We start from the raw sequence: 22,995 nt of genomic DNA, 5'->3' as shown, positions 1-22,995 counted from the left end.
CAGTTCGCAGTTTTCGGTCGCAGTAAACAGTTTAACTATCTGACCAATTTAGACACTGATTACTGCGACTGAAACTGTTTACTACTCCAGCCCTTCCCACCACTTAGTAAATACCTGTGTGGTATCGTTAAGGTTTACCTTCTCTCCTATTAACGGTGTTACAAGCGGCAAGTGCTGCTTTTCGGCAGCGGTAGTTACACGGATAATGGGTTCATCCCAACTGTGCAGCCCTAACGAAAATTTAGCCCAGTGTACCGGCATAAGCCTTTTTGCCCCCAGTTCCTGTGCGGCTGTAACTACTTCTTCGGGCATCATGTGTATGTATTTCCAAGCTTCGTTATACTGGCCGCATTCTAACAGTGCAAGGTCAAACGGGCCGTATTTTTCTCCAATGGTTTTAAAGTGGTTATCATAACCGGAATCGCCACCTAAAAATAATTTAAGCGTAGGTGTTTGCAACACAAAACCTACCCACATAGCCCCATTTCTTTTAAAAGCACGGCCACTAAAATGCCTGCCCGGTACTGCCGATGTGGTAAAACCATCACCCAGGTCGGCTGATTGATACCAGTCAAGCTCGATAATACTGCCAGTATTATAGCCCCAGTATTCAAAATGCTCGCCTGTGCCAAGCCCAGTAATTACTCTCTTTACTTTTGACTTTAATTTAAGTACCGTATCATAATCCAGGTGATCCCAATGGTCGTGTGATATAAACAGGTAATCAATCTCAGGAAAATCATCTACACTATATGCATCGGCACCTTCAAAAGCTCGTGTGGTAGCTGCAATAGGAGATGCAGCCCCACTAAAAACCGGGTCTACCAATATAGTCTTGCCATCAGCCTTAATAAAGTAAGACGAATGTCCAAACCATACCACCACATTTTCATCAGCTCCAAGCGATTTCAGGTCGGTTTTTTTTGATGGAAGCGGCAAAGCAGGTTTGCTCCTTTTGCTTTTTTCAAAAATAAACTGGTACAGCACTTTGCTCATGCTTGCACCTTCAGCAAGATCTGGCGTAAAACTCTGATTTTGGAAGGCCCCATCTTTATAATTAGGCGAAGCCTGTACCATCTCCAGCCTTTTGCCCGATGGCCTCCTGCCAAATTTAGGATGTTGTAAAAAAAGCGCTACGGCCACAACCAGCACTATGAGCACCACAAGTATTGTCATCATTATTCGTTTTAAGATTTTTTTCATTTATTATTTTATAGATTGACTAATCACTCCATATAGATTAAAAAAATTATTCGATCATTTTCCACAGCATATCAAAACTGTCTTTAATGATCTTTTTTTGTTTATCATCATCAAATTTAGCTTTGGTAAGGTATTGGGTTAAACCATAAGTATGGCTGGTAATTAAGGAAAGTATAAAATCGGTATCTCTATTTTTAATGGCCTTTAGTTTAATAGCATCCTCTATCTGGCCGCAAAACTTATTAAGCTGCATTTGTATTTCTTCCGGAGGAACAAGCGCCGCAAAAGGCGAGTTATGAAACTGCTGTATAAAATAAAAATCATCTTTATTTTCCAGTGACCATAATACAATTTCTATAAACTGGTTCCTAAAGTTTTTCTTTGGGTTTTTGTGCGGCTCGGCTTTAGCTTCTATGTACTGGCCCATACGCAGCTTTATATCTATATAAAGCGATACGATAAGGTCTTCCTTAGTTTTGTAGTAATGAAAGAGTGTACCATTTGCCACGCCGGCCTGCTTTGCTATCTGGCTTGTTGGGGTACCATGAAAGCCGTATTGCACAAACAGTTTTAAGGCTGCTGCAAGAAGATCGGTTCGCTTATCATTTACAGATTGACTAATCACTCTACAAATGTATATATAAAAATAATAGCTATTACAAATGAGCCAAAATAAAAAAGTCCCTCAAATTGAGGGACTTTGATTTAACTTAAATTTTATTAATGTTTTACGATCCTAAAGTGAGATTCTTTAGTGCCGTTTATTACTTTAAATATATATATACCGTTAGCAAATGCTACAATATCAGCTTCGGCCGTAGTGGCATTTACTGCTTTATCAAGCAACAACTGGCCTGCAATATTATATACGGTAATTCCTGTTATACCTTCCGGAGATGTTATAGTTACGCTGCTGTGCGCCGGGTTAGGATAATACTCTAAGTTAGTAAATGTGTTTTCGTTAAGGCCAAGTGTACAGCTTACAGTGGCACCCCAGCCTGCACCTGTTAGGTTTGTATCGGAAGTAAACTCAAAAGTAAGTGCACCGTCGGCAGCAGTAGATGTAAACGGCCCCGGGATAATATCACCGCTGTACGCACCAATTAACGGCGCATCAACACCTGTACCATCATACACATAAAGGAAATCATAATCCTCTTCTGTTTCAAAAGAGTTAAAAGTAACGATGATATCCTGTTGCGGATTTACTGGCTTAATAACCCTTATAAGATGCTCATTAGTTGAATAATTATAATCAGCACCAGTATCTGTAAATTGCGCGCCGGAACACCAGTCGGCACCGGTAGCAAATATCAGGTTTTGTATTTGCGGTTCCATACCGACATCGCAAAACGGACGTATGCCAAAAGTATAATATGTATTAGGTAAAAGATTATTTATAGTAAAGCTATTGGTGTTCACTTCCTGCCAATTGGTAATAGCATTATCAGGTAGAGCATAACCAATTTGCCACGGGCCGGAAGTCTCATCATCCCATGTTAGCGTGGCCGATGTGGTGGTGGTATTGGTAATATTAAAACCTGTTACTGTGTTGATACAGGTATTTATACAGTCGGTACTAAGGCATAAAGACGACTCTACATGATTGAGTATACGCGCAGCGGGCTGCGGGCCAAAACCATTGGCAAAATTAATGCCTATCCCACTTACAAGGTGGCAGTAACTCATTATAGTACCTTGTACTTCAGGCGAAGGTATAGGGCCTATATCGCATCCTCCTTCTACATATCCGGCCTGTGTGCCGCAGCCATCTATAGCTGTACCGTTGCCATTCCAGTAGCAGCCGTGCGTATGTGGCGATCCCATAAGATGCCCTAACTCGTGCGTTATAACCTCAACCGTCCATGAAAAAACAGGTACGGTTTGATATTCAAAATTTACATCAGAATAGCTCACGTTAGTATCCGAGCATAAACCGCCAATATCTATAGCTACACCACCAAGGCCGCCTTCATCTATACTGATAAGCTGGCCCAGGTCGCCATCAAAAACCGGCCTTGCATAAAAAAATTGTTCAAGGTAATCGGCCGATGATGACCCAAAATAAGGATCCTGCTCTGTCCAGATATAAACCGATTTTATAGCCGTAGTAATACCATCATTAGCATATAAGGTTTGCACGTTATTAAAAACCGAAGTGATCCAGTTACTCGCTGTAGTTGTATCGGCATTATTTTGAAGGAACAGATCGTAATCCATTTCAAAATAAATAGTAACACAATGGTCGCTAAGGGTTCCTGCTCCATTTTTATGGGCGTTGCCGTTTACATCCGGTAGTTGTTTTGTATCGGTTACACCACAGGTAAAATCGTTTAAAATATTAAGCTGTGCATCACTATAGATAATATAGTCTGAAACATTACCCTGTTTTTGCAGTTTGCCTATTACAAGATTATTTAGGGTACCTCCGGAGATAATACCGTTTACTTCATTATCAAAAAAACTAAAAGATACCAGCGAGCTGCTGTTGCCTTTTATAATACCACGGTAATAAGCGCCGCCGGTATAGGCTATATTTTTTTGTTTATCAGTATCTACATGAAAGCCTTTTGCCTGCACTTCTAACCTATACAATTGTACCGTAACCGCGCTGTTGTTGTAGGGTACTTCAAGCTCTATGTTGGTATATTTATTTGTGGCAATATCTTTAGTAACGCTTGCATTAAGTGTTGCAAAAGTAGCTTTATCTACCACTTTAGTAAGTGTGGCAGCATCCGGGTTATTGGCAACAGTAAATGGTGTAAACTTTCTAAAAACAGTTTTGGCCTTAACCAATGCCTCTACTCTAGCGGCTACTTTTTGCTGCCCAAACGAGCTTATAATGCTTAGTAAGGCTACAAGTAATGTAAAATTTTTCATTCGTATAATTTATTGTATGTACGCTGTAAATTTGCGGCTGGTTTTATGGACATTACTTTAAACATCCATAAAAAAAGCTGCAAAAAATTGCAGCTTTTTTTATTATTGTTTTATAATCCTGAAATTGGCTTCTTTAGAATTACCAACTACTTTAAAGAAATATACCCCATTAGAAAATGATGATATATCTGCGGTAGCGGTAGACGTATTAACTTTTTTATGAAGCAATAATTGTCCTGCCACATTATAAACCATTATTTCCTGGAACTCTTCGCCCGATGTAATGGTAACTGAATTTTTTGCCGGGTTAGGATAATAGGCAAAGTTAGCAAAAGTATTATCCTGTAATGAGGCTGTACCTGATACGCATGAAACATTTGATATCCATCCCGGAGAAGTAATCTCTTCATCCGACTCAAATACAAAGGTTAACGAGCCATCTGCCGCAGTAGACTGTATTGCAGGAGGTATAGAGCCACCAGTTAATGAAGCAATTAATGGGGCATTAGTATCAGCACCATTATATACATATAGATAATCAAAGTTTGTCTCCAGCTTAAATGAAGTAAAATCTGCTATAATTTTAAGGTTTGCATCATCGGGTGTAAATGTCCTTTCAATATGCTGGCTATTGTCATACATGCCTGTAGGGCCACCTACATCAGTAAATACCTGCCCCGCACACCAGTCTGCATCAGTAGCAAATACAGTTTGAACTGTCTCAGATGTACCATCCTCGCAAACTTGCTTTACCCCTACTACGTAATAGGTATTTGGCTCTAAATTGTTTAAGTTAATACTACTGGATGAGGTATCGTTCCAGTTTGACAGTCCGGCCGAATAAGTTGCAACAGATGTTTCCCAATCGTTACCTAAACCATCCCAACTTACAGTAGCGCCGGATGCATTTACATTGTTTACCAAAAGCTGCGATATACTGTTCTCGCAAACAGAGATACATTCTAAATCAAGGCATGATGAAGAGTTTACAAAAGCAAGTATCCTGGCAGCAGGCTGAGGTCCAAAACCATTTGCAAAATTAATACCCACATTATTAAGAAGGTGGCAGTAACTCATTATAGTACCTCCTGAAAAAGATGGTATAGGGCCCATGGCACAATCGCCTTCGCCGGCACCCGCTTGTGTACCACAGCCATCTATAGCGGTATTATTGCCATTCCACGCACATGCGTGAGTATGCGGAGAACCTAACTGGTGGCCTATTTCGTGTGTCATAGCCTCAATAGTCCATGAAAAAACAGGTACCTCTTCAAATTCATAATCAATATCAACGTAGCTAACGTTATATGGACCGCTGCAAACACCACCCACATAAGCAAGGCCGCCAAGACCACCATCTATACCAAGCAACTGACCAATATCGCCATCAAAATTGCTAAACTGGTATTCATCAAAAAACTGGTCAAGGTAGTCGTTACTTGTGTCCCCAAAATAAGGGTCAAACTCCGTCCATACCATAAAGCTTTTAAGTGCTACATCTATACCATCATTAGCATATAGGGTTTGTATGTTATTAAAGATAGACGTTAACCAGTTACCTGTATTAGTGGTGCTTAAATCATTCGCCTGGAAAAGCACATTATCAATTTCAAAATAAATCTTAGTACATTTAGAACTTTGTGTATCATTTATATCAAGCCCTGATTTTTGAAATGCCCTGTCTGAAACAGATGCCTCTGATGCCAAACAATTAAAATCATTTAGCAGGTTAAGCTTACTATCTGAATAAATAATATAATCTGTAGTATTTTTTTTTCTTTTAAGCTTCCCTACAACGAGGTTGTTAAGAGCCGATGAGGATACTACCCCATTCATTTCTCCGTTAAAGAAGTTAAATGAAGCCAAAGAGCTGCTATCACCTTTTATAATACCCCTGTAATAAACTCCCGGATCGTAAGATATTGCAATGCCGCGATTAGTTTCGGCATGAAAATCTTTAGCCAGAACATAAGAGCGGTACAATTGCATGGTTACAACTGTATTATTATAAGGTATAGAGAGTTCTATAGTTTGTGGTTTTGATGCAAGAATATTGGCAAGAGCCGCTTTATCTATAACGGCATAGGTTGCATTGGTTACAATTTTATTTGTTGCACTACTGCCAAGGTTTGCACTTTGTTGTAACGGCGCAAAAGCAGTAAATTTTGTGTTTTGAGCGATAAGTTCGCTTACTTTTTCAGCAACCTTATGCTGTGCGTAAAATACTGTTGTGCTTAGTAACGTAACAAGCAATGCAAGTTTTTTCATTTTGAGTATTGATGTATTATAGTGTATGTATTAAAATATGTAAGTCTTTGTTTAATCTACAATCTTTTTTTGTGCAAAATACTGATTTACAACTTTTCCCAAAAACATTATTTAGCATAATAGCCATATCAATTAGAATTATACGGCGGCCATTTAGTATTTAAAATAACAACCTGTATATTTTATAAATTTTTAAGGTCTTTTATTACCTTAAATGCAAGGTCTACCTCCTGCTCGCTTACCAGTATGGTAAACTCATATGATGTAGATATAACCTCATTTATAATGATACCCTCCCATGCCAGCCTCTGGAAAATGTAGTAATATACACCGGGAGTAGTAATGTTATCTTTAGGCAGCTTTACAGTAATGGATGCAAGACTATCAGTACGTTCTATTTGTTTTTCATCAGCAAACAGGCGGTCTACCACATGGTTCATAGATGAGCTTACTACAATGTTAGTTTCATTTACCCCGCGCGATGATGTATAAAATACCTCCGGGTTCATATTAATGTTCGTAATAAGTTCGGCCTGCTTGTTAAGTATAGTGTCAGATACGGCAAAAGTATAATCAGTAAGCGATGAACGCACTGTTATCTCACCTATGCCCTTAAGGACTTTTACAATTTTATGGTTAACCCTAAAGTCAAGATCTTCAGATAATCGTTTAAGTGACATTACAACGGCGCCCTGCTTAACGTCTTTACCTAATTCCTGCTCCAGTTCAGGCATCATGTTCCGCGCGAGCGATGTTAGGTTAATTATACCCTGCGAGAGCGCGCTGAGTAAAAACGGTTTTGTTTTAATGTAGTGCTCCACTACAGACGAAATGGTTTTCATAGCTAATTGGTTGTGTGTGTGTAGTTGATTAGCCAACAAATATAAGGAAACAAAACAAATTGTTAAATATTTAACAATTTAAAAATGGTAAAAAGCATCTATAAGATGCTCAATTTCGTATTTATCCCTGTTTTTATGAACGGCAATTATATCAAACCGTGTTTCTACGTCAAGATCGTTTTGTATAATGTATTCATTAATTGCTTTTACAAGCAGTTGTATTTTTTTGGGCTTCACAAAGTCCTGCGGCAGCCCAAACTCTATACTCGACCTTGTTTTTACCTCAACTACCGCCAGTATATCGCCCTTTTGAGCAATAATATCTATCTCTGCCTTTAGGTATACCCAGTTGGTTTGCAAAATGGTATAACCTTCTTTTTGCAGAAACTCTACAGCCCTTTTTTCGCCCTCCTTACCCAGCTCATTATGTTCTGCCATTACTCAAAAGTAATTTTTGTGCCTGTGGCAGTAACATCAAGCGTAATTTCTTTACCAAAAATAAGGGCGCGGTTATCCTGTATATGCCCTGCCGGAAAGTTAAAGCAAATGGGTATGTTGTATTCTTTGGTTATATCCTGAATAATCTCCAACGCATCATGGCCCCAAGGAATATCATTATCGCGCATCTTGGTCATGCCGCCTATAATAATGCCCTTTACATTTTTAAAGTAACCGTTACGCTCCAGGTTCATCATCATACGGTCTATGTGGTACAGGTATTCGTCCAGATCTTCAATAAATAGTATCTTGCCTTTATAATCAACTTCAGACCGTGACCCTACAATGCTGTAAAGTACCGAGAGGTTACCCCCTACGAGTTCTCCGGTGGCTTTGCCCGGCTTGTTGAACTTATGTGCAGGTATGTTGTACGCCAGTTTTTCGCCAAATAACGATTTGCGGAATGTCTCAACAGCGTCGGGCGTGGCATGTGCAGCACTAATGGCCATAATGCCGTGCAGGGTTGCAATATCCATATTGTTTATGTGGCTGTGCAATACGGTGGCATCGCTAAAGCCTATAAACCACTTGGGCTTCTTTTTAAATTTTGTAAAGTCTATACGGTCTATCATGCGCACGGTACCGTAACCACCTTTAGCACACCAAATGGCGCTTATGGCAGGATTATCCAGCATTTCCTGAAAATCGGTAGCGCGCTGCCAGTCCTGCCCGGCAAGCTGGTTATTGTCCAGCCCAACAGTTTTGCCAACTACTACATTTAGCCCCCAGCTTTTAAGGAGTTTTATAGCAGGGTCTATAGTTTCTTTATCTATTTTACGGGCGGTGGCAAGTATGCCAACAGTATCTCCTTTAGTAAGGTACGGCGGAATTTTCATTATGTTTTGTGCTTGCAGTAAGGTTGTAAAATGTATAGCTATTAATAAGAAAAGTATATTTTTAACGGTAGTTGTCCTTTGCATTTAATCCGGGTTTCTTGATAAACAAATCTAATAAATTTAGCGCATGTGTTTAGCCGTGCAATGCACAAATTTATAAATTAACTTAGTTATATTCTGGCTGGCTAAAGTTACACCTACAAGGTCTTTAAGACCTTGTAGGAGCCTAAAGAAACGTTTAGTATGTTAACCTGCAAGGTTTTTAAAACCTTGTAGGTTTATAAATAAACTTATACGAGTTGATGTTATAGGGCGCTTAACACCTCTACAATTATGCTGGGGATCTTATCAAACTCTTCAAACGAGTAGGGTTTTATAAGAAAGCCCTTAACGCCAAGCTCTTTAAATTGCGCCTCATACGTAGGATTAATGCTGGTTGAGTATACAAAACAGGGAATTAATTTAAGTGCCGGATCGGTATAAATTTCTTTTAGCGCCTCTATGCCGCTCATAATGGGCATATTAATATCGGTTAAAATAACATCGGGGCAACTGGTACAGCTTCGCAACAAATTAAGTAGTTCCTGCCCGTTTTTAACGAGTTCTATTTTTGTAAAATTGCCATTGCTTTCAAAACTTTGCTGCACAATATCGGCATCATCAAAATCATCTTCGGCAATAACAATGTGTAAGGTTTTTACTTCTGTCATTATAAATTATTGATGGGAAAAAACAGGCTAAAAACGCTGCCATTGCCCGGTATGCTTTGTACTTCAATTCGGCCAGAATGGTTTTCCATTATTTTTTTGCAAATGGCAAGCCCTATACCGTTGCCGGAATATTCGTTACGCGTATGCAACCGCTGAAAGATAGTAAATATTTTATTAAGATGCGCTTTATCCATCCCTATACCATTATCCTGAATATTTATTTTGTAATAAAATTTATCTAATTCATTTGCAATCTCATAGCTAATGGTAATTTGCGGGGCAATATCTTTTTTGCTGTATTTTATTGCATTAGATATAAGATTGCTAAACACCTGCCGCATTTGTACCTTAGTACCTGTTACAACAGGTAGCTCTTCAATAATAACCGTTGCATTGTTTTCGGATATAATAATTTCCAGGTCGTCTTTAACCTCTTTTAACACCTTGTCAAGATCTATCGGAGTCATATCGTCTTTAACAGAGCTAAAAGCATACTTAACCAAATCATCTACAAGGGAGTTTAGCCTTAAAGCAGAAGAACGTATAACCCCAACCGGGTTATTTTCGGGCGCATAGGCAGCAACATCCAAACGCGATATGTACATTAGTATTTTTCGTAACGGCTCCTTAAGATCGTGCGATATTACATGTATAAACTGCTCCAGGCTGGTGTTTGTAGCATGGAGTTCGTTAACTTTAAGTTCCAGCTCCTGCTGATTTTTAAGCAGGGTTTCTTCGTGCTGCTTTTTTTCGGTCAGGTCGGTTATTACAACGCCAATAGCCTCTACCGTGGGTGCTAAGTTGGTAAGCGATATGTTTACAGGAAACTGCCTGCCCTGTATATTAAGCAATAATTCACGCTTGGTGGCACCATTAGCAACATCTTTTATTAGCTCATCAAATATTTCCTGGTCATCAAAATAAGATTTAAGGTAGGAGCCTGTAATACTCTCGCTGGATATATTTGCCAGTTGAGAAAAATAATCATTGCAGTATAAAATGAGGCCATCTGTAGTGATGCTCAGGGCACCCTCGCCAAATTTTTCTATAAGAATACGATACGTATAATCAGCGCTTTCCAGCGTATATATTTGAGGAGTACCCTCTTTATTAAGTACAAGTGCATCTACAGCACCGTCCCTAATAGCATCTATAATGCTATTAGACTCATAAAGCTGGCCTTTTAAAGCCTCTACTTCTTGCAGGAGTTGGGTAATATGTGCGTCCTTATTTTCCAAATTTTACTAATTGAGGTCTAAGATACGCAATACTTTGGCGGTGTCAGAAAGGTCGCCCAAAATAGTTTTTTGCGGGCCGGGCTGTAATCTGATAAGTGTGGGTATGGCAATTATCTGGTAGTGTACAGCCTGCTCTTTATGGCGGCTAATGTCTATAATCTCCAAATTAAATTTACCGGCAAGGTGCTCCTCGCAAATTTTGCGAAAGTTTTCTATAGCGTGGCCTGATTTTACAGACATGCCCGAAACAAAAAGTAAAAATTTATGTTCCGCGTCCAGATCAGTATGATTGTCGGTATTTTGCACTTATAATTATTTTAAGGGCCTTATGTTAAGGCCTACCAGGACTCTTTCTTCGTTAGAAAGGTCGCCTATAATTTTACGTATAGGCTCAGGAAACCGTCGCACAAGTGTGGGCACGGCCAGTATTTGGTCGCCCTCTGCCAATTGCGGGGTTTTAAGCAAGTCAATGATCTCTATGCTGTATTTACCCTTAAGGTGCTCCTCTGCATATTTTTTAATGTTGCTAAGTGCCTTTATAGACTTTGGTGTTTGCCCGGCTATATACAGTAGCAATTGCCATTCGGCAGCATCATTTTCGTTTAGCGTTAACGCTGTTTCTTCGCTATTTATCATCCTGTTGCTTTTTGTTTAAAGCTGCCTGCTCCTGCATGGCCTCGGTTGCTTTTAAAAGGCTGAGTTCTTCCTCAACCGATTCAAATTCATTTTTAAGCGCCTCTATATTAGCCTCAAGCACCTTGCGCTTACGGGCAATTTCGCGATCCTTGCGGTCGAGTTCGCTTTGCAGCTTAATTTCAGATAATTTTTTGTTCATCTCGTTAGACTGCCTTGCAGCACCTGTTAAAATACCCTGTGGCCCCAATTCTATATCCAGCAATTCTATACCTTTTTTGGTAATCACAAATTCGCGTACCTGGTTAGAGTGGCCCATACCTCGTGCTTTTATAATAAAGATACCGCGGTTGCGCTCGCCCATACCTTCCATGTCCCTTACGGTAATCCAGGTATCTACTAAAGACGATACCGATTCTTCGGCAAGATCTGGCCTAAAGCTGTCAGTTTGTTTGTTTAACGATGTAAACAGTGCTGTAATATTATTATACTTAAGCATATCTATAAGGCGCACCAGCATAGAGCGCACTTCGTGCTCACTGCCCACACTTATAAGGTTGCTTATAGGGTCTATAACTATAGTTGTAGGCTTAAACTCTTTTATAAGTTTACGAAGTGTTAGCAAATGCAGCTCCAGCCCGTTTAACGATGGGCGGGATGAATGTATTATCAAACAGCCATCATTTATATGTTTTTGTAAATCAATACCTATAGATTTCATGTTGCGCACCAGCTGGTGTGGCGATTCTTCAAAAGCAAAGTAGATGGTTTTTTCTCCTTTTTTACATTGCTCATCGGCAAAATAACAGGCAATAGTAGTTTTAGCAGTACCTGCGGTACCGCTTACCAGTATGTTGCTGCCACGGTAAAAACCGCCCCTGTCAAACATTTCATCAAGGCCGGGAACGCCGGTTGAGACAATATCAGATGATACCTCATTATCCAACTTTAGGGATGTTATAGGCAATACAGAAATACCATCTTCATCTATAAGAAACGGGTACTCGTTAGTGCCGTGGGTAGAACCCCTGTATTTCACAATACGCAGCCTTCGGGTACTAACCTGTTCTATAACACGGTGGTCTAATAATATAACACAGTCAGACACGTACTCTTCCAGGCCCTGGCGGGTAAGGGTAGTTTCGCCACGTTCTCCGGTAATAACCGCCGTAACCCCTTTTTCTTTAAGCCAATGAAAAAGCCTGCGCAGCTCAGCACGCAGTATAGCCTGGTTATCAAGACCGGAAAATAATGCTTCGAGCGTATCTAACACAACTCTTGTAGCTTTAACTGTATCAATTGCATAGCCTAATCGAATAAAAAGCCCATCGAGGTCGTACTCACCGGCTTCCTCAATCTCAGATCGTTCTACACGCACGTGGTCTATCACCAGTTTTTTATCGGCTTTAAGCTGTTCAAGATCAAAACCAAGCGACTTAACGTTTAGTGAAAGATCTGCCGTTGGTTCTTCAAACGACATAAACACGCCCGGTTCATTAAAGTCGGTAATGCCTTTTATTAAAAACTGCATAGATAGCAGCGTCTTACCGCACCCCGGGCCACCACAAATAAGCGTGGGGCGCCCTTTAGGAAAACCACCTTCGGTAATTTCATCCAGCCCTTCTACGCCTGTAGGTGCTTTAGGAAATATAAAATTGTTGGGGATATTGTGTGTTTTAGAGGTCTCTTGCACGTTTCATCTCATTTAAATAGGGTCAAAAATACTTAATAATAAATGGATGCTGTTATGTTTTAACGCAACTTAAACATAGTTTTTGTAATCCTTTTAAAATTTTTATGGCAAAGAAGGCTTTGCCGCGAATTACGCAAATTCTCATAAATTAAATTGGTGCACATTTGTGTAATACGTAGCAACATCAATACACCACACTTTACGCAATAATTTCGTATTTTTGCAGGTAAAACCAAAAAGAGAAGATGTTACAAGATCCAAAAAGATATACTGTTACTGCTGCATTGCCTTATACTAACGGCCCCATACACATAGGCCATCTTGCCGGTGTTTATGTTCCCGGAGATATTTACTCACGCTACCTTAGGCTTCAAGGCCGCGATGTAGCGTTCATCTGCGGAAGCGACGAGCACGGCGTTGCTATATCTATGAAAGCCAAAAAAGAAGGCATTACACCCCAGCACGTTATAGATAAATACCACGCTATTATTAAGCAAAGCTTTGAAGATTTTGGTATTTCTTTCGATAACTATTCGCGTACATCGGCTAAAGTACATCATGATACGGCATCAGAATTTTTTAAGAAATTATATGATGCAGGCCAATTTATAGAGGAGGTTACAGAGCAGCTGTATGATGAAAAAGCCGACCAGTTCCTGGCCGACCGTTTTGTTATTGGTACCTGCCCTAAATGCGGTAACGAAGAAGCGTATGGCGACCAGTGCGAGCGCTGTGGGTCATCGCTTAACGCTACCGACCTGATTAATCCTAAAAGTACTATTACAGGCACTACGCCCATATTAAGGTCTACAAAACACTGGTTTTTACCTTTAGACCAGTACGATACTTTCCTTAGGGAATGGATCTTGGAAGGCCATAAAAACGATTGGAAGCCTAACGTTTTCGGCCAGGTTAAATCGTGGCTGGATGACGGGCTTAAACCCCGCGCCGTTACCCGCGACCTTGACTGGGGTATACCCGTACCTGTAGAAGGTGCCGAGGGTAAAGTGCTTTACGTTTGGTTTGATGCGCCTATTGGGTATATATCGTCTACCAAAGAGTGGGCTGCCCGCGAGGGTAAAGACTGGGAGCCATACTGGAAAAGCGAAGACACTAAACTGGTACACTTTATTGGTAAAGACAATATTGTGTTCCATTGTATTATATTCCCCGCCATGCTTAAGGCTGAAGGCAGCTACATTATGCCCGATAACGTTCCGGCAAACGAGTTCCTTAACCTGGAGGGCAACAAACTGTCTACGTCTAAAAACTGGGCGGTCTGGCTGCACGAGTACCTGTTAGATTTCCCCGGCCAGCAGGATGTATTGCGTTATGCGCTTACCAGCAATGCCCCCGAAACTAAGGACAACGATTTTACTTGGAAAGATTTCCAGGCACGCAACAATAACGAACTGGTTGCCATTTTTGGCAACTTTATTAACCGTGTTGTGGTGCTTACCAATAAATATTACGAAGGTGTAGTACCCCAGCCTAATGAGTTTAGCGATATTGATGAGGCTACCCTTACCGAAATGCGCGCCTACCCTGCTGTTATTGCAAGCTCTATAGAGCGCTACCGCTTTAGGGAGGCTCTTGTAGAGCTTATGAACCTTGCCCGCCTTGGTAATAAATACCTTGCTGATGAAGAGCCGTGGAAGGTTATAAAAGACAATCCGGAGAGGGTTAAAACCCAAATGTATGTGGCATTGCAAATTGCTGCGGCACTGGCGGTATTATCTGAACCGTTCCTGCCTTTTACAGCGGCCAAACTTAAAGGCATGCTCAAGATGGATGAAGTGCCGGAACCGGTTGCTGTATTGGGCGTTGTGGATGAAACATTAAGCTATAACGATGCACGCGACAGTAAACGCAAATTAGGCTGGAACGATATTACGCTGAAATCTGACCTTATAGCAGCTAACCACCATATAGGCCATGCCGAACTGCTTTTTGCTAAGATAGAAGACGAAGAAATAATTAAACAGGTAGAAAAATTGGAAGCTACTAAACTGGCCAATAAGGCCGATAACAAAACTGTAGAAGCACAAAAGAACTTAATAACGTATGAGGATTTCTCTAAAATGGATATTCGTACAGGTACTATTTTAGAAGCTTCTAAAATGCCGAAAGCTAACAAGCTTTTAGTACTTAAAGTTGATACCGGTATTGATGTGCGCACCATTGTGAGCGGTATTGCCGAGAGCTTTACCCCCGAAGAAATTGTGGGCAAACGCGTTACCGTATTGGTTAACCTTGCACCCCGCAACCTGCGCGGTGTAGAAAGCCAGGGCATGATACTTATGACACAAAACCCGGAAGGTAAACTGGTTTTCTTAAACCCGGATGCCGATGGTGTTGATAATGGCGAGGTTATTAGTTAGTTAAAAGTAAAGTCATAAAGTCGAAAGTCTTGGATTCCATTTTGACCGCAGGGAGAAATCTCTTATGTAGTATTTACAGCCTCCGGAAACGGAGGCTTTTTTATGGCTGTATATCAAAAAATAGTTGTTATTGATAAATTAGAAATAGTTAAAAGCATCTTTAAATATCCGGCTCCTCTTTATGGTAGCCGTTTTTGTTTGTACCTTCACTATACAAACTGGCTCAAAAATTGATGTTATTAGTTTGCAGCTAATTGCCCCGCTATGAAAAAGATATTTACTGTTGCACTTATTGCCCTGCTTATCCATACTGCCAATGCCCAAGCGCCTGTTGCCATGCAGCACCTTGAGCTTAAAAAAGCAACCAGCAGTCACGAGATATTTGCCGCTAAAGAGACACAAAATAAAGGCTTAACTATTTTTGCTGCCGATAAGAACAGGCTAACTGCCCTACATTACAACGCAGCCGTATTTTTTAAGGACAGCCTTAGCACCACCCGCCCCGATAAAGAATACGCTTTTATGGCCGGGTACAGTTATAATGCTTCGGGGCAGCCGCAGGTGTATTGGGTTAACGACGATTTTACCAAAATACAATCGCTTGGTTTTGATTTTAGCAACAATGCAGTAAGTGGGTCGGTACTGCAACTACCTTTAAAAGATGAAACCGTGCTGAGCACGTTTAGCGAGAACAACTCGTTTTTTATACTGGCGTTGCAGGACGAACAGGAAAATAAAAAAGAACGCGATGATTTTTTAAAGCTGTACGTTTTTAACGATGGGAAGTACATGCAGAAGGTTCTGGATTTTGCCGACTTTACATTTAAAGATTCTGATAATAAAGAAACCACGCTGGTTGAATTGATTGAAGAATACGGCATCCAAAAAATTGATGTCCCTGATTTTACTGCTCTGCCGGTTACAGCCTCTAAAATTAAGATGTATGTTTTAAACGACAGGATTGTTATAACGCTCGATCATTTACCGGCCTTTACGCAGGTTATTACTATCGCCACACCTACTTATGCCATTACCGAAAGGATAGTCCCGCAACCGGCGCTGGATAAGGCAGGAAAGTCGGTTTCTTTTTATAGTGCCGACAGGCTGTACCAGCTTAAGCTGAATGAGGAGGCCTTAGAACTTACCGCTACCGATCTTGCCACGGGCAAACTCATTAAAAGCCACACCGCTACCGATAAGGATAGTATTACCTTTAAAAACTCGCCATTGCTTGTACAAACCGGCGAAAAAGGGGGAGGCACTTTAAAAAACACTTCTAAATTTCTTACCCGTGCCAGTTGGGGCGAAGCAGCGTTATCCGTTTATAAAACCCCTGACGATATTATGGTTGTAGCGGGTGGGGTGCGCAGTATTTTGAGCACAGGCGATATACTTATGGGCGTTGCCCTAACGAGTGCATCAGTAGTCAGTGGCGGTTATGGTGCGGGAGGCATAGGCAGCTTTATGGACCCGAGCAGAACACAGTCGGTTTACTTTGAGGGGTTGTTTGATGAAAATTTTGAACACCGCCCTTATAATGAAGAGCAGCTTGCCATTGATAAGATATCACGCTTTATAAGCAACAACAGCCGCAGTGTATCGCTGCAAACCGTAATACGCTTTAACGATTATTACCTGCTTGGCTTTTATGATGAAAAAGCAAAACTGTATGTTTTGCTACAGTTTGAAGACGATTCGGCGTACTAAAACTATTCTTTTACCACCAGTTTAAAGCCTATACGCGGAATGTTCTCTATGCGTATAGCATCATCATCCTTGAATATCTTGCGCAGGCGCGAAATAAAAACATCCATGCTGCGGCCCATAAAATAATCATCGGTACCCCAAAGGGCTGTGAGTATCTTTTCCCGCTTAAGTATGGTATTCTTATTATCAATAAAAAGCTTTAACAATGCCGACTCCCGCTCGGTGAGCTGGGTAGTCTCGCCATATTTAATAAGGGCATAATTATCCGGGTCGAACGTAAAAGAGCCTATGGTGCAGCTGGTATCTTTAACGACAGGCGTTTTTTGGCTGCGCTGCAAAAACACTTCAATTTTAAGTATCAGCTCTTCAATACTGTAGGGTTTAACCAGGTAATCATCTGCACCAAGCTTAAGGCCTTTAATACGGTCTTCTTTCAGCGTTTTTGCCGAAAGGAATATTATAGGCACGGCCACATTACGCTCACGTATGGCAGCAGCAAGCTCAAAACCATCCATTTCGGGCAGCATAACATCCAGCACGCATAAATCAAAATCCTCTGATTTAAAAGCTTCAAACGCATCTTTACCATTTGTAAAATGCACCACCTCGTAGTATTGCTCCAGGTTATCGGCCGTAAGGAATGCCAGGGTGTTATCGTCTTCTACATAGAGTAATCGTTTCTTCATGCCATGCTGCTTTTAGGTACGTAAATACTAATAGTTAAGCCGGGTTCATCAATATTATTTTTAATGGATATCTTCCAGCCGTGAAGTTCACAAATCTTTTTTACATAAAAAAGCCCAATGCCAAAACCCTCCACCTCTTTCTTATTTTCGCGGGGCACACGGTAAAAACGGTCGAACACAAAATCAAGATGTTCTGATGCTATACCGGGGCCGTTATCTTTAAACTGAAGCTGGACCCCACGGCCCACCTCGCTTGTTACACTAATGAGCACCTCCGGGTTCGCTGTACCGTATTTAATGGCATTCTCTACAATATTATAGGTAATGTTATAAAAGTGAAACTCATCGGCCATTACCTGGTAATCAGGTTTATCTGACGTAAGTGTAACAGCGGCATTTTCAAATTTAACCGATGCATTATCCTTAACCAGCTCCAGCGTTTCTACTACATTAAAAGCTTTCTTTTCTAACGATACAAGTCCGCTCTCCGTTTTGGCAACCGAAAGGATGCGCTCTATATGATGGTTAAGCTTGTTGCTTTGCTCGATTATAATTTTAAGGTACTTGCTAAGCTTGGGGCTATTTTCTATAGCATCCTGCTTAACGGCATAGTTAGAGGCTATTAGTATAGACGATAGCGGCGTTTTAAATTCGTGCGTCATGTTATTGATAAAGTCTTTTTGCAACTCGGTATACTTCTTTTGCTTAAGCAGCAGAAAAACCGAATACACATAAATAACCAGTACAAGCAGCAATACACCCGTGTAGATCCAGTACTGTTGTAACGATGTTATGTAGCTGTGGCGCAGGCTGGGAAAACGCACTGCAAAATAATATACTAGCCCGGGGCGTTTGGTAAAGCAGTTTTCGCACTTTTGCTTATCGGCGGTAGCAGCTTTATCGCCGGCGGCAATATATTCGCCATACACCATCTCGTCGCTGCTGCAATCGTACATGGCATACTCATAATCCATATCCAGCTTAACCTTTTGAAACTCACTTTTAAGATAAAACTCCAGTATGCCGGCCTCAAAAACATCCTGAACGTTAACAATGTAATAGTCTTCGCTAACTTTTTTAATGGGAGTTTCGGCGGGCAGCTCGCTGTCGTTATCCCTGTAAATTTTGGTAACCACATCCTGCAGGGCAAAGTGTATTTTTTCGCCAAGTTCCTTTTTTTCAAACATATAGGCCTGGTTAAGCATAACCAGCTGCATGGTTAGTACACCCACTATGGCAATGAGGCCTATAAAAACAATTATATTTAATTTATTGAATTTCAAACTTTGGAACGCAATTTGTTATGTAGTGCCATAACGCACTTTGATACACCGATATTACACTAAAAAATGCTTAGCCACAAGCCGTTAACATGTCGTTAACAATAGTTTGAAAGCGATTAACAAATATGTGGTAATAAGTAAATATATTTGTGATATTAAAATTGAAAACAATTATCAACTAATAGAAAATTTATTAAATTATGAAATCATTAAAACTTTCTCTTTTTGCAGTTGCAGGAGCTTTATTTCTTTCTTTTTCTGCTAACGCACAACAGGTAACACCTAAAAAAGACATTAAGCCAACAGGAACTGCTGTTAAACCGGCTGCTGCCGCTGTAAATCCTGATGCTAAGCCTACAGGCCTTACTTTTAAAGAAGATACTTTTAGCTTTGGCGATATAGAAAAAGGTAAACCGGTATCTCATGAGTTTACTTTTAAAAATACATCTAAGCAAACTATCCTTATTACTAACGTAAAAGCTTCTTGCGGCTGTACTGCAACAAACTACACTAAAACCCCTATTAAACCGGGTGAGTCTGGTAATGTAACGGCTACTTACAACGCTGCTAACCCAGGTTCTTTTAACAAAAGTATTACTGTAACTGCTAACGATACAGAACTTAACAAAGTACTTACTATTAAAGGTAAAGTAATTGCTCCAGAGACTGCTCCGGTACCGGCTACTCAAAACTAATTAATAGTTTACATATATTAAAGCCATCTTAACCGATGGCTTTTTTATTATACAAAATGTAAAGTTTGTTTTACTTATTGGAAATTTTGTTTTACATTAGCTAAAATTTAAATCATCAATCATGAAAACAAGTTATTTATTTCCGCACAGGTTTAAAGCAGTTAGCGGCGTTGTGTTTGTAACGGCATTCGTGCTACTGCTTGGCTATTTTATTTTTAATTTAGAAAACAGACTTAACCTCACAACAAAGGTATTTGCCCTTATTGGCGATACGGGTTTTGGAGGGGGTGGGTCGTTACTGGGCAATCAGGTTTATTTTAAATGGATTGAAAACGACATTGCCGATGAAATTTTAATAGCACTTATAATAGCATCGGGTATTGTATTTGGCTTTGCTAAAGAAAAGCATGAGGATGAAATGGTGGCATCCATACGCCTGCACAGCCTTGCATGGGCTACTATTGCCAATTACGGTATATTGCTGTTTTGCTACCTGTTTATTTATGGATTTACTTTTTTTAATGTACTAATGGCAGCCATGTTCTCACAGCTAATTATCTTTATAGTGCTGTTCCGATTTAAAATGTACCGTTTTTATAATACCCTGCAACATGAAGAATAACATAAAGGTACAGCGCGCCATACACAACCTTACCCAGCAGGACCTGGCCGACCGTATTAGCGTAAGCCGCCAAACTATTAATGCCCTGGAAGCCGGTAAATATGTGCCCAGTACCGTTCTTGCCCTTAAACTGGCAAAGCTGTTTGATAAGACCGTTAACGAGATCTTTGAGCTTGAAGCGGAGGATTAACTTGCGGATGACGGAACACGGATGACGCAGATGAAAGCAATCGCGGGTTTAACGGATTTTTTAACGCACAATACCCGTAACCGTCTTTGGGAACGGAGTGCAACGTAGCGCGGCATCCGAGGCAATGCCAGAACTGACGAAGTAATCTCACTCGTAATAAGTAATTGGGCTGCCGAGGTCGCACCTCCCTCGCAGCAACAGTGTGTATCGCACCTCCGTAAATTTAAATGCATAGATACTGCACAAAAAAAGCCCCGCAAACAACTACGGGGCTTTAGAGTACTAACCTAAACTCTAATTTATGTTACGAACAAAAATTATTCAGATAATGTAAAGGTGGCTTTTAGTTTATCTACAGAGATTTCAAAGTCGCCTGCCTCAAGTACGTCTTTGCCATCGCGGCCCACGTAGGTAAGGTCTTTAGGGTTAAGCTCAAACGTTACGGTTTTGCTTTCGCCCGGTTTAAGGTCTATTTTTTCAAAACGGCGCAGGCGCTTAACATCGGGGGTAACGCTGGTGGCGTAAAGGTCGGTAGTAAATAAATGTACCACCTCTTTACCGGCCACTTTGCCCGTGTTTGTAACCACTACGGTAACTTGCAGGTTCTCGCCTTTTTTAATAGAGGCCTTATTAACCTTTAAGTCTTTATAGCTAAAGATGGTATAACTTAACCCGAAACCAAACGGGTATTGCGGGTTGTAATCGGCCTCATAGTTGTATACACCTTCGGCCTTTTTTTGCTCCTCACTTGGCTTGTGTATGTAACCAATGGTAGCGTTAGGATAGCGCGGGTACGTGTAAGGCAGTTTACCGCTTGGGTTAACATCGCCAAATAATACATCGGCAATGGCATCGCCGCCAAAGTTACCCGGCAGGTAGCTTTGTAACACCGCCTTAACATTAGGCTCAAATTTGCTTATCAGCCTCGGGCGGCCTTCGTTTAATATTAGTATAACTGTTTTGCCGGCAGCCGTAATTTTTTGGGCAAGCTCGGTTTGCAGGTCGCTCATGTACAGGTCGTTCATGTCGCCCGGTTTCTCGGTATAGCTGTTCTCGCCAAGGCAAAGTAAAATAACATCGGCGTCTTTAGCGGCAGCAACAGCTTCGTCCATTTTATCGGCAAGCTCATCATAATAATGGCCGCCTTCTTTATAGCTCACACCCGGAATGTAGGTAACATTAGCCTTACCTACCTCGTTAGTAACGGCCTCAACAATAGTGTTGTATTGTTGGGCATGAAGCTCGGTACGGTCGCCTTGCCAGCTGTACGTCCACGCACCGTTAAGGGTACGCATATTGTTGGCATTAGGGCCTGTAATTAAAACCTTGGCAGTCTTTTTAAGCGGAAGCACATTGCTTTCGTTCTTAAGCAGGGTAATAGCCTCGGCAGCCATATCATACGATGCTTTTTCGTGCTCCTTACTGCCAAATTTAGGGTAATCCTTAGGGTTGGTGTTCGGTTTATCAAACAGGTTCAGTGCATACTTTACTTTGAGTATCCTGCGAACGGCATCGTCTATCCTGTCCTGCTTTACCTTGCCTTCCTTAACCAGTTCTATTAAATTATCACAAAAAACCTCGTACTGGTAAGGTATCATGCTCATGTCTATACCGGCATTAATGCCCAGCATAATGGCCTCTTTAGGCGAAGCGGCAAGCCTGTCTCTCCTGTGCAGGTTTTCAATATCTGCCCAGTCGGTAACAATAAGGCCTTTAAAGCCCAGTTCTTCTTTTAAAAGTTTGGTAAGGATGTTATAATTAGCATGCACCGGAACCCCGTTGATAATGCCCGAATTAACCATTATAGTGTGCGCGCCTGCATCTACCGCTGCCTTAAACGATGGCAGGTGGTATTCGCGCAAAGCTTCCTCGCTTATGTAGGCCGGTGTACGGTCTTTGCCCGATACGGTTGCATGGTAGCCTAAAAAGTGTTTCAGGCTGCTGGCAACCTTCTCAGGGTTGGCAATGTTGTTGTCTTTGCCCTCGTAACCGTCTATCATGGCAACGCCAAGAACAGAGCACAGGTACGGGTCTTCGCCGAAAGACTCCCACATACGGCTGAAGCGCGGGTCGCCACCAAGGTCTAACACCGGAGAAAAGTTCCACGGAATGTTGCTTGCGCGGGTTTCGTAAGCGGTAATGGCTGCCCCACGCTCGGTCATAACCGGGTTGCGTGCTGCTGCCTGGGCAATTTGCTGAGGAAACATGGTAGCACCATCGGTATACGTGGCACCGTGAATTTCATCTACACCGTACAGTACCGGTATTTTGTTGGTATCTTCTTTAAGTGCAGTTTTTTGAATCTCGCTTATTATCTCGTACCATTTTTGCGGAGTTAGCGCATGGCCACTGGCCGTATTTAATACCGACCCAATATGGTACTTGCCAAACACCTTTTTCATTTCGGCCTGGTCTAACGCAAGCGGATAAGTACTGCTAAAGCGGTTTTCGCCTTTGCCAATAACATCAAGTGTTATTTGAGCCATTTGGCCTACTTTTTCCTCAAGGGTCATTTTTGCAATAAGGGCCTCCACTTTTTTGTCGATGTCCTGTTGTTTTTGCTGGGCATTTGCCAGCGCTCCTGCCATAAGCAGGGTAAAAAGTGCTAAATTTTTAAAACGTATCTTCAT

20 protein-coding genes are annotated in these 22,995 nt (G+C 41.1%); 5 read left to right on the top strand and 15 right to left on the bottom strand.

The window, feature by feature from the left end:
• Positions 1–81: 81 nt before the first annotated feature.
• From FMM05_RS16070 to kaiC, 12 genes are all read right to left on the bottom strand, one after another.
• A complete protein-coding gene (locus FMM05_RS16070; protein ID WP_317129577.1) occupies positions 82–1,179 on the bottom strand; it encodes an MBL fold metallo-hydrolase in 1,098 nt (365 codons plus the stop codon).
• A 70-nt stretch (positions 1,180–1,249) separates the two neighbouring features.
• Positions 1,250–1,828 (bottom strand): TetR/AcrR family transcriptional regulator, encoded by a 579-nt coding sequence (locus FMM05_RS16065; RefSeq protein ID WP_143374420.1) that lies wholly within the window; start codon positions 1,826–1,828, stop codon positions 1,250–1,252.
• A gap of 95 nt (positions 1,829–1,923) precedes the next feature.
• Positions 1,924–4,083 carry a M12 family metallo-peptidase gene (locus FMM05_RS16060; RefSeq protein WP_143374419.1) on the bottom strand — a complete coding sequence of 720 codons (2,160 nt, stop codon included), beginning with the start codon at positions 4,081–4,083 and terminating at the stop codon, positions 1,924–1,926.
• A 102-nt stretch (positions 4,084–4,185) separates the two neighbouring features.
• The gene (locus FMM05_RS16055) at positions 4,186–6,351 is read right to left on the bottom strand and encodes a M12 family metallo-peptidase (protein WP_143374418.1); all 2,166 of its coding nucleotides are present in this window, start codon (positions 6,349–6,351) and stop codon (positions 4,186–4,188) included.
• Positions 6,352–6,533: 182 nt separating this feature from the next.
• Positions 6,534–7,193 (bottom strand): aspartate kinase, encoded by a 660-nt coding sequence (locus tag FMM05_RS16050; protein ID WP_143374417.1) that lies wholly within the window; start codon positions 7,191–7,193, stop codon positions 6,534–6,536.
• A 78-nt stretch (positions 7,194–7,271) separates the two neighbouring features.
• Positions 7,272–7,631, bottom strand: a complete 360-nt coding sequence (locus FMM05_RS16045) for a YraN family protein (RefSeq protein WP_143374416.1) — start codon at positions 7,629–7,631, stop codon at positions 7,272–7,274.
• Positions 7,631–8,611 carry a S66 peptidase family protein gene (locus FMM05_RS16040; protein ID WP_394345154.1) on the bottom strand — a complete coding sequence of 327 codons (981 nt, stop codon included), beginning with the start codon at positions 8,609–8,611 and terminating at the stop codon, positions 7,631–7,633. Before FMM05_RS16040 ends, FMM05_RS16045 begins: the two co-directional genes overlap by 1 nt.
• 221 nt (positions 8,612–8,832) lie before the next feature.
• Positions 8,833–9,237: a response regulator gene (locus FMM05_RS16035; protein WP_143374414.1), complete on the bottom strand. Its 405-nt coding sequence runs from the start codon at positions 9,235–9,237 to the stop codon at positions 8,833–8,835.
• Positions 9,237–10,475 (bottom strand): sensor histidine kinase, encoded by a 1,239-nt coding sequence (locus tag FMM05_RS16030; protein WP_143374413.1) that lies wholly within the window; start codon positions 10,473–10,475, stop codon positions 9,237–9,239. The genes FMM05_RS16035 and FMM05_RS16030 overlap by 1 nt, the downstream gene beginning before the upstream one ends.
• Positions 10,476–10,481: 6 nt before the next feature.
• Positions 10,482–10,781 (bottom strand): circadian clock KaiB family protein, encoded by a 300-nt coding sequence (locus FMM05_RS16025; RefSeq protein WP_143374412.1) that lies wholly within the window; start codon positions 10,779–10,781, stop codon positions 10,482–10,484.
• A 6-nt stretch (positions 10,782–10,787) separates the two neighbouring features.
• On the bottom strand, positions 10,788–11,111 hold the full coding sequence (locus FMM05_RS16020; protein WP_143374411.1) for a circadian clock KaiB family protein: 324 nt from the start codon (positions 11,109–11,111) through the stop codon (positions 10,788–10,790).
• Positions 11,101–12,801, bottom strand: a complete 1,701-nt coding sequence (kaiC, locus tag FMM05_RS16015) for a circadian clock protein KaiC (RefSeq protein ID WP_143374410.1) — start codon at positions 12,799–12,801, stop codon at positions 11,101–11,103. Before kaiC ends, FMM05_RS16020 begins: the two co-directional genes overlap by 11 nt.
• A 245-nt stretch (positions 12,802–13,046) precedes the next feature.
• Between kaiC and metG the strand changes: the two genes are divergently transcribed.
• Positions 13,047–15,182 carry a methionine--tRNA ligase gene (metG, locus tag FMM05_RS16010; protein WP_143374409.1) on the top strand — a complete coding sequence of 712 codons (2,136 nt, stop codon included), beginning with the start codon at positions 13,047–13,049 and terminating at the stop codon, positions 15,180–15,182.
• A gap of 264 nt (positions 15,183–15,446) precedes the next feature.
• Positions 15,447–16,889: a hypothetical protein gene (locus FMM05_RS16005; protein ID WP_143374408.1), complete on the top strand. Its 1,443-nt coding sequence runs from the start codon at positions 15,447–15,449 to the stop codon at positions 16,887–16,889.
• 2 nt (positions 16,890–16,891) lie between these two features.
• Here FMM05_RS16005 and FMM05_RS16000 read toward each other — a convergent pair whose 3' ends face one another.
• Together FMM05_RS16000 and FMM05_RS15995 are read right to left on the bottom strand one after the other, a co-directional pair.
• Positions 16,892–17,575, bottom strand: a complete 684-nt coding sequence (locus FMM05_RS16000) for a response regulator transcription factor (RefSeq protein WP_143374407.1) — start codon at positions 17,573–17,575, stop codon at positions 16,892–16,894.
• Positions 17,572–18,858 (bottom strand): sensor histidine kinase, encoded by a 1,287-nt coding sequence (locus FMM05_RS15995; RefSeq protein ID WP_143374406.1) that lies wholly within the window; start codon positions 18,856–18,858, stop codon positions 17,572–17,574. Before FMM05_RS15995 ends, FMM05_RS16000 begins: the two co-directional genes overlap by 4 nt.
• A 200-nt stretch (positions 18,859–19,058) precedes the next feature.
• On the opposite strand from FMM05_RS15995, the gene FMM05_RS15990 reads away from it, so the two are divergent.
• The 3 genes from FMM05_RS15990 to FMM05_RS15980 all read left to right on the top strand — a co-directional run bounded on the left by FMM05_RS15990 (position 19,059) and on the right by FMM05_RS15980 (position 20,365).
• Entirely contained in the window at positions 19,059–19,553 is a 495-nt protein-coding gene (locus FMM05_RS15990; RefSeq protein ID WP_143374405.1) for a DUF1573 domain-containing protein, read from the top strand.
• Positions 19,554–19,674: 121 nt separating this feature from the next.
• The gene (locus FMM05_RS15985; protein ID WP_143374404.1) at positions 19,675–20,175 is read left to right on the top strand and encodes a hypothetical protein; all 501 of its coding nucleotides are present in this window, start codon (positions 19,675–19,677) and stop codon (positions 20,173–20,175) included.
• Positions 20,165–20,365, top strand: coding sequence for a helix-turn-helix transcriptional regulator (locus FMM05_RS15980; protein ID WP_143374403.1), 201 nt, complete (start codon positions 20,165–20,167; stop codon positions 20,363–20,365). Before FMM05_RS15985 ends, FMM05_RS15980 begins: the two co-directional genes overlap by 11 nt.
• A gap of 317 nt (positions 20,366–20,682) precedes the next feature.
• Here the strand turns inward: FMM05_RS15980 and FMM05_RS15975 are convergent, their stop codons facing one another.
• Entirely contained in the window at positions 20,683–22,995 is a 2,313-nt protein-coding gene (locus FMM05_RS15975) for a glycoside hydrolase family 3 N-terminal domain-containing protein (RefSeq protein ID WP_143374402.1), read from the bottom strand.

It is taken from the genome of Flavobacterium zepuense, assembly GCF_007097145.1.
Taxonomy (GTDB): Bacteria; Bacteroidota; Bacteroidia; order Flavobacteriales; family Flavobacteriaceae; genus Flavobacterium; species Flavobacterium zepuense.
This window is presented reverse-complemented; position numbering and strand designations above follow the sequence as displayed.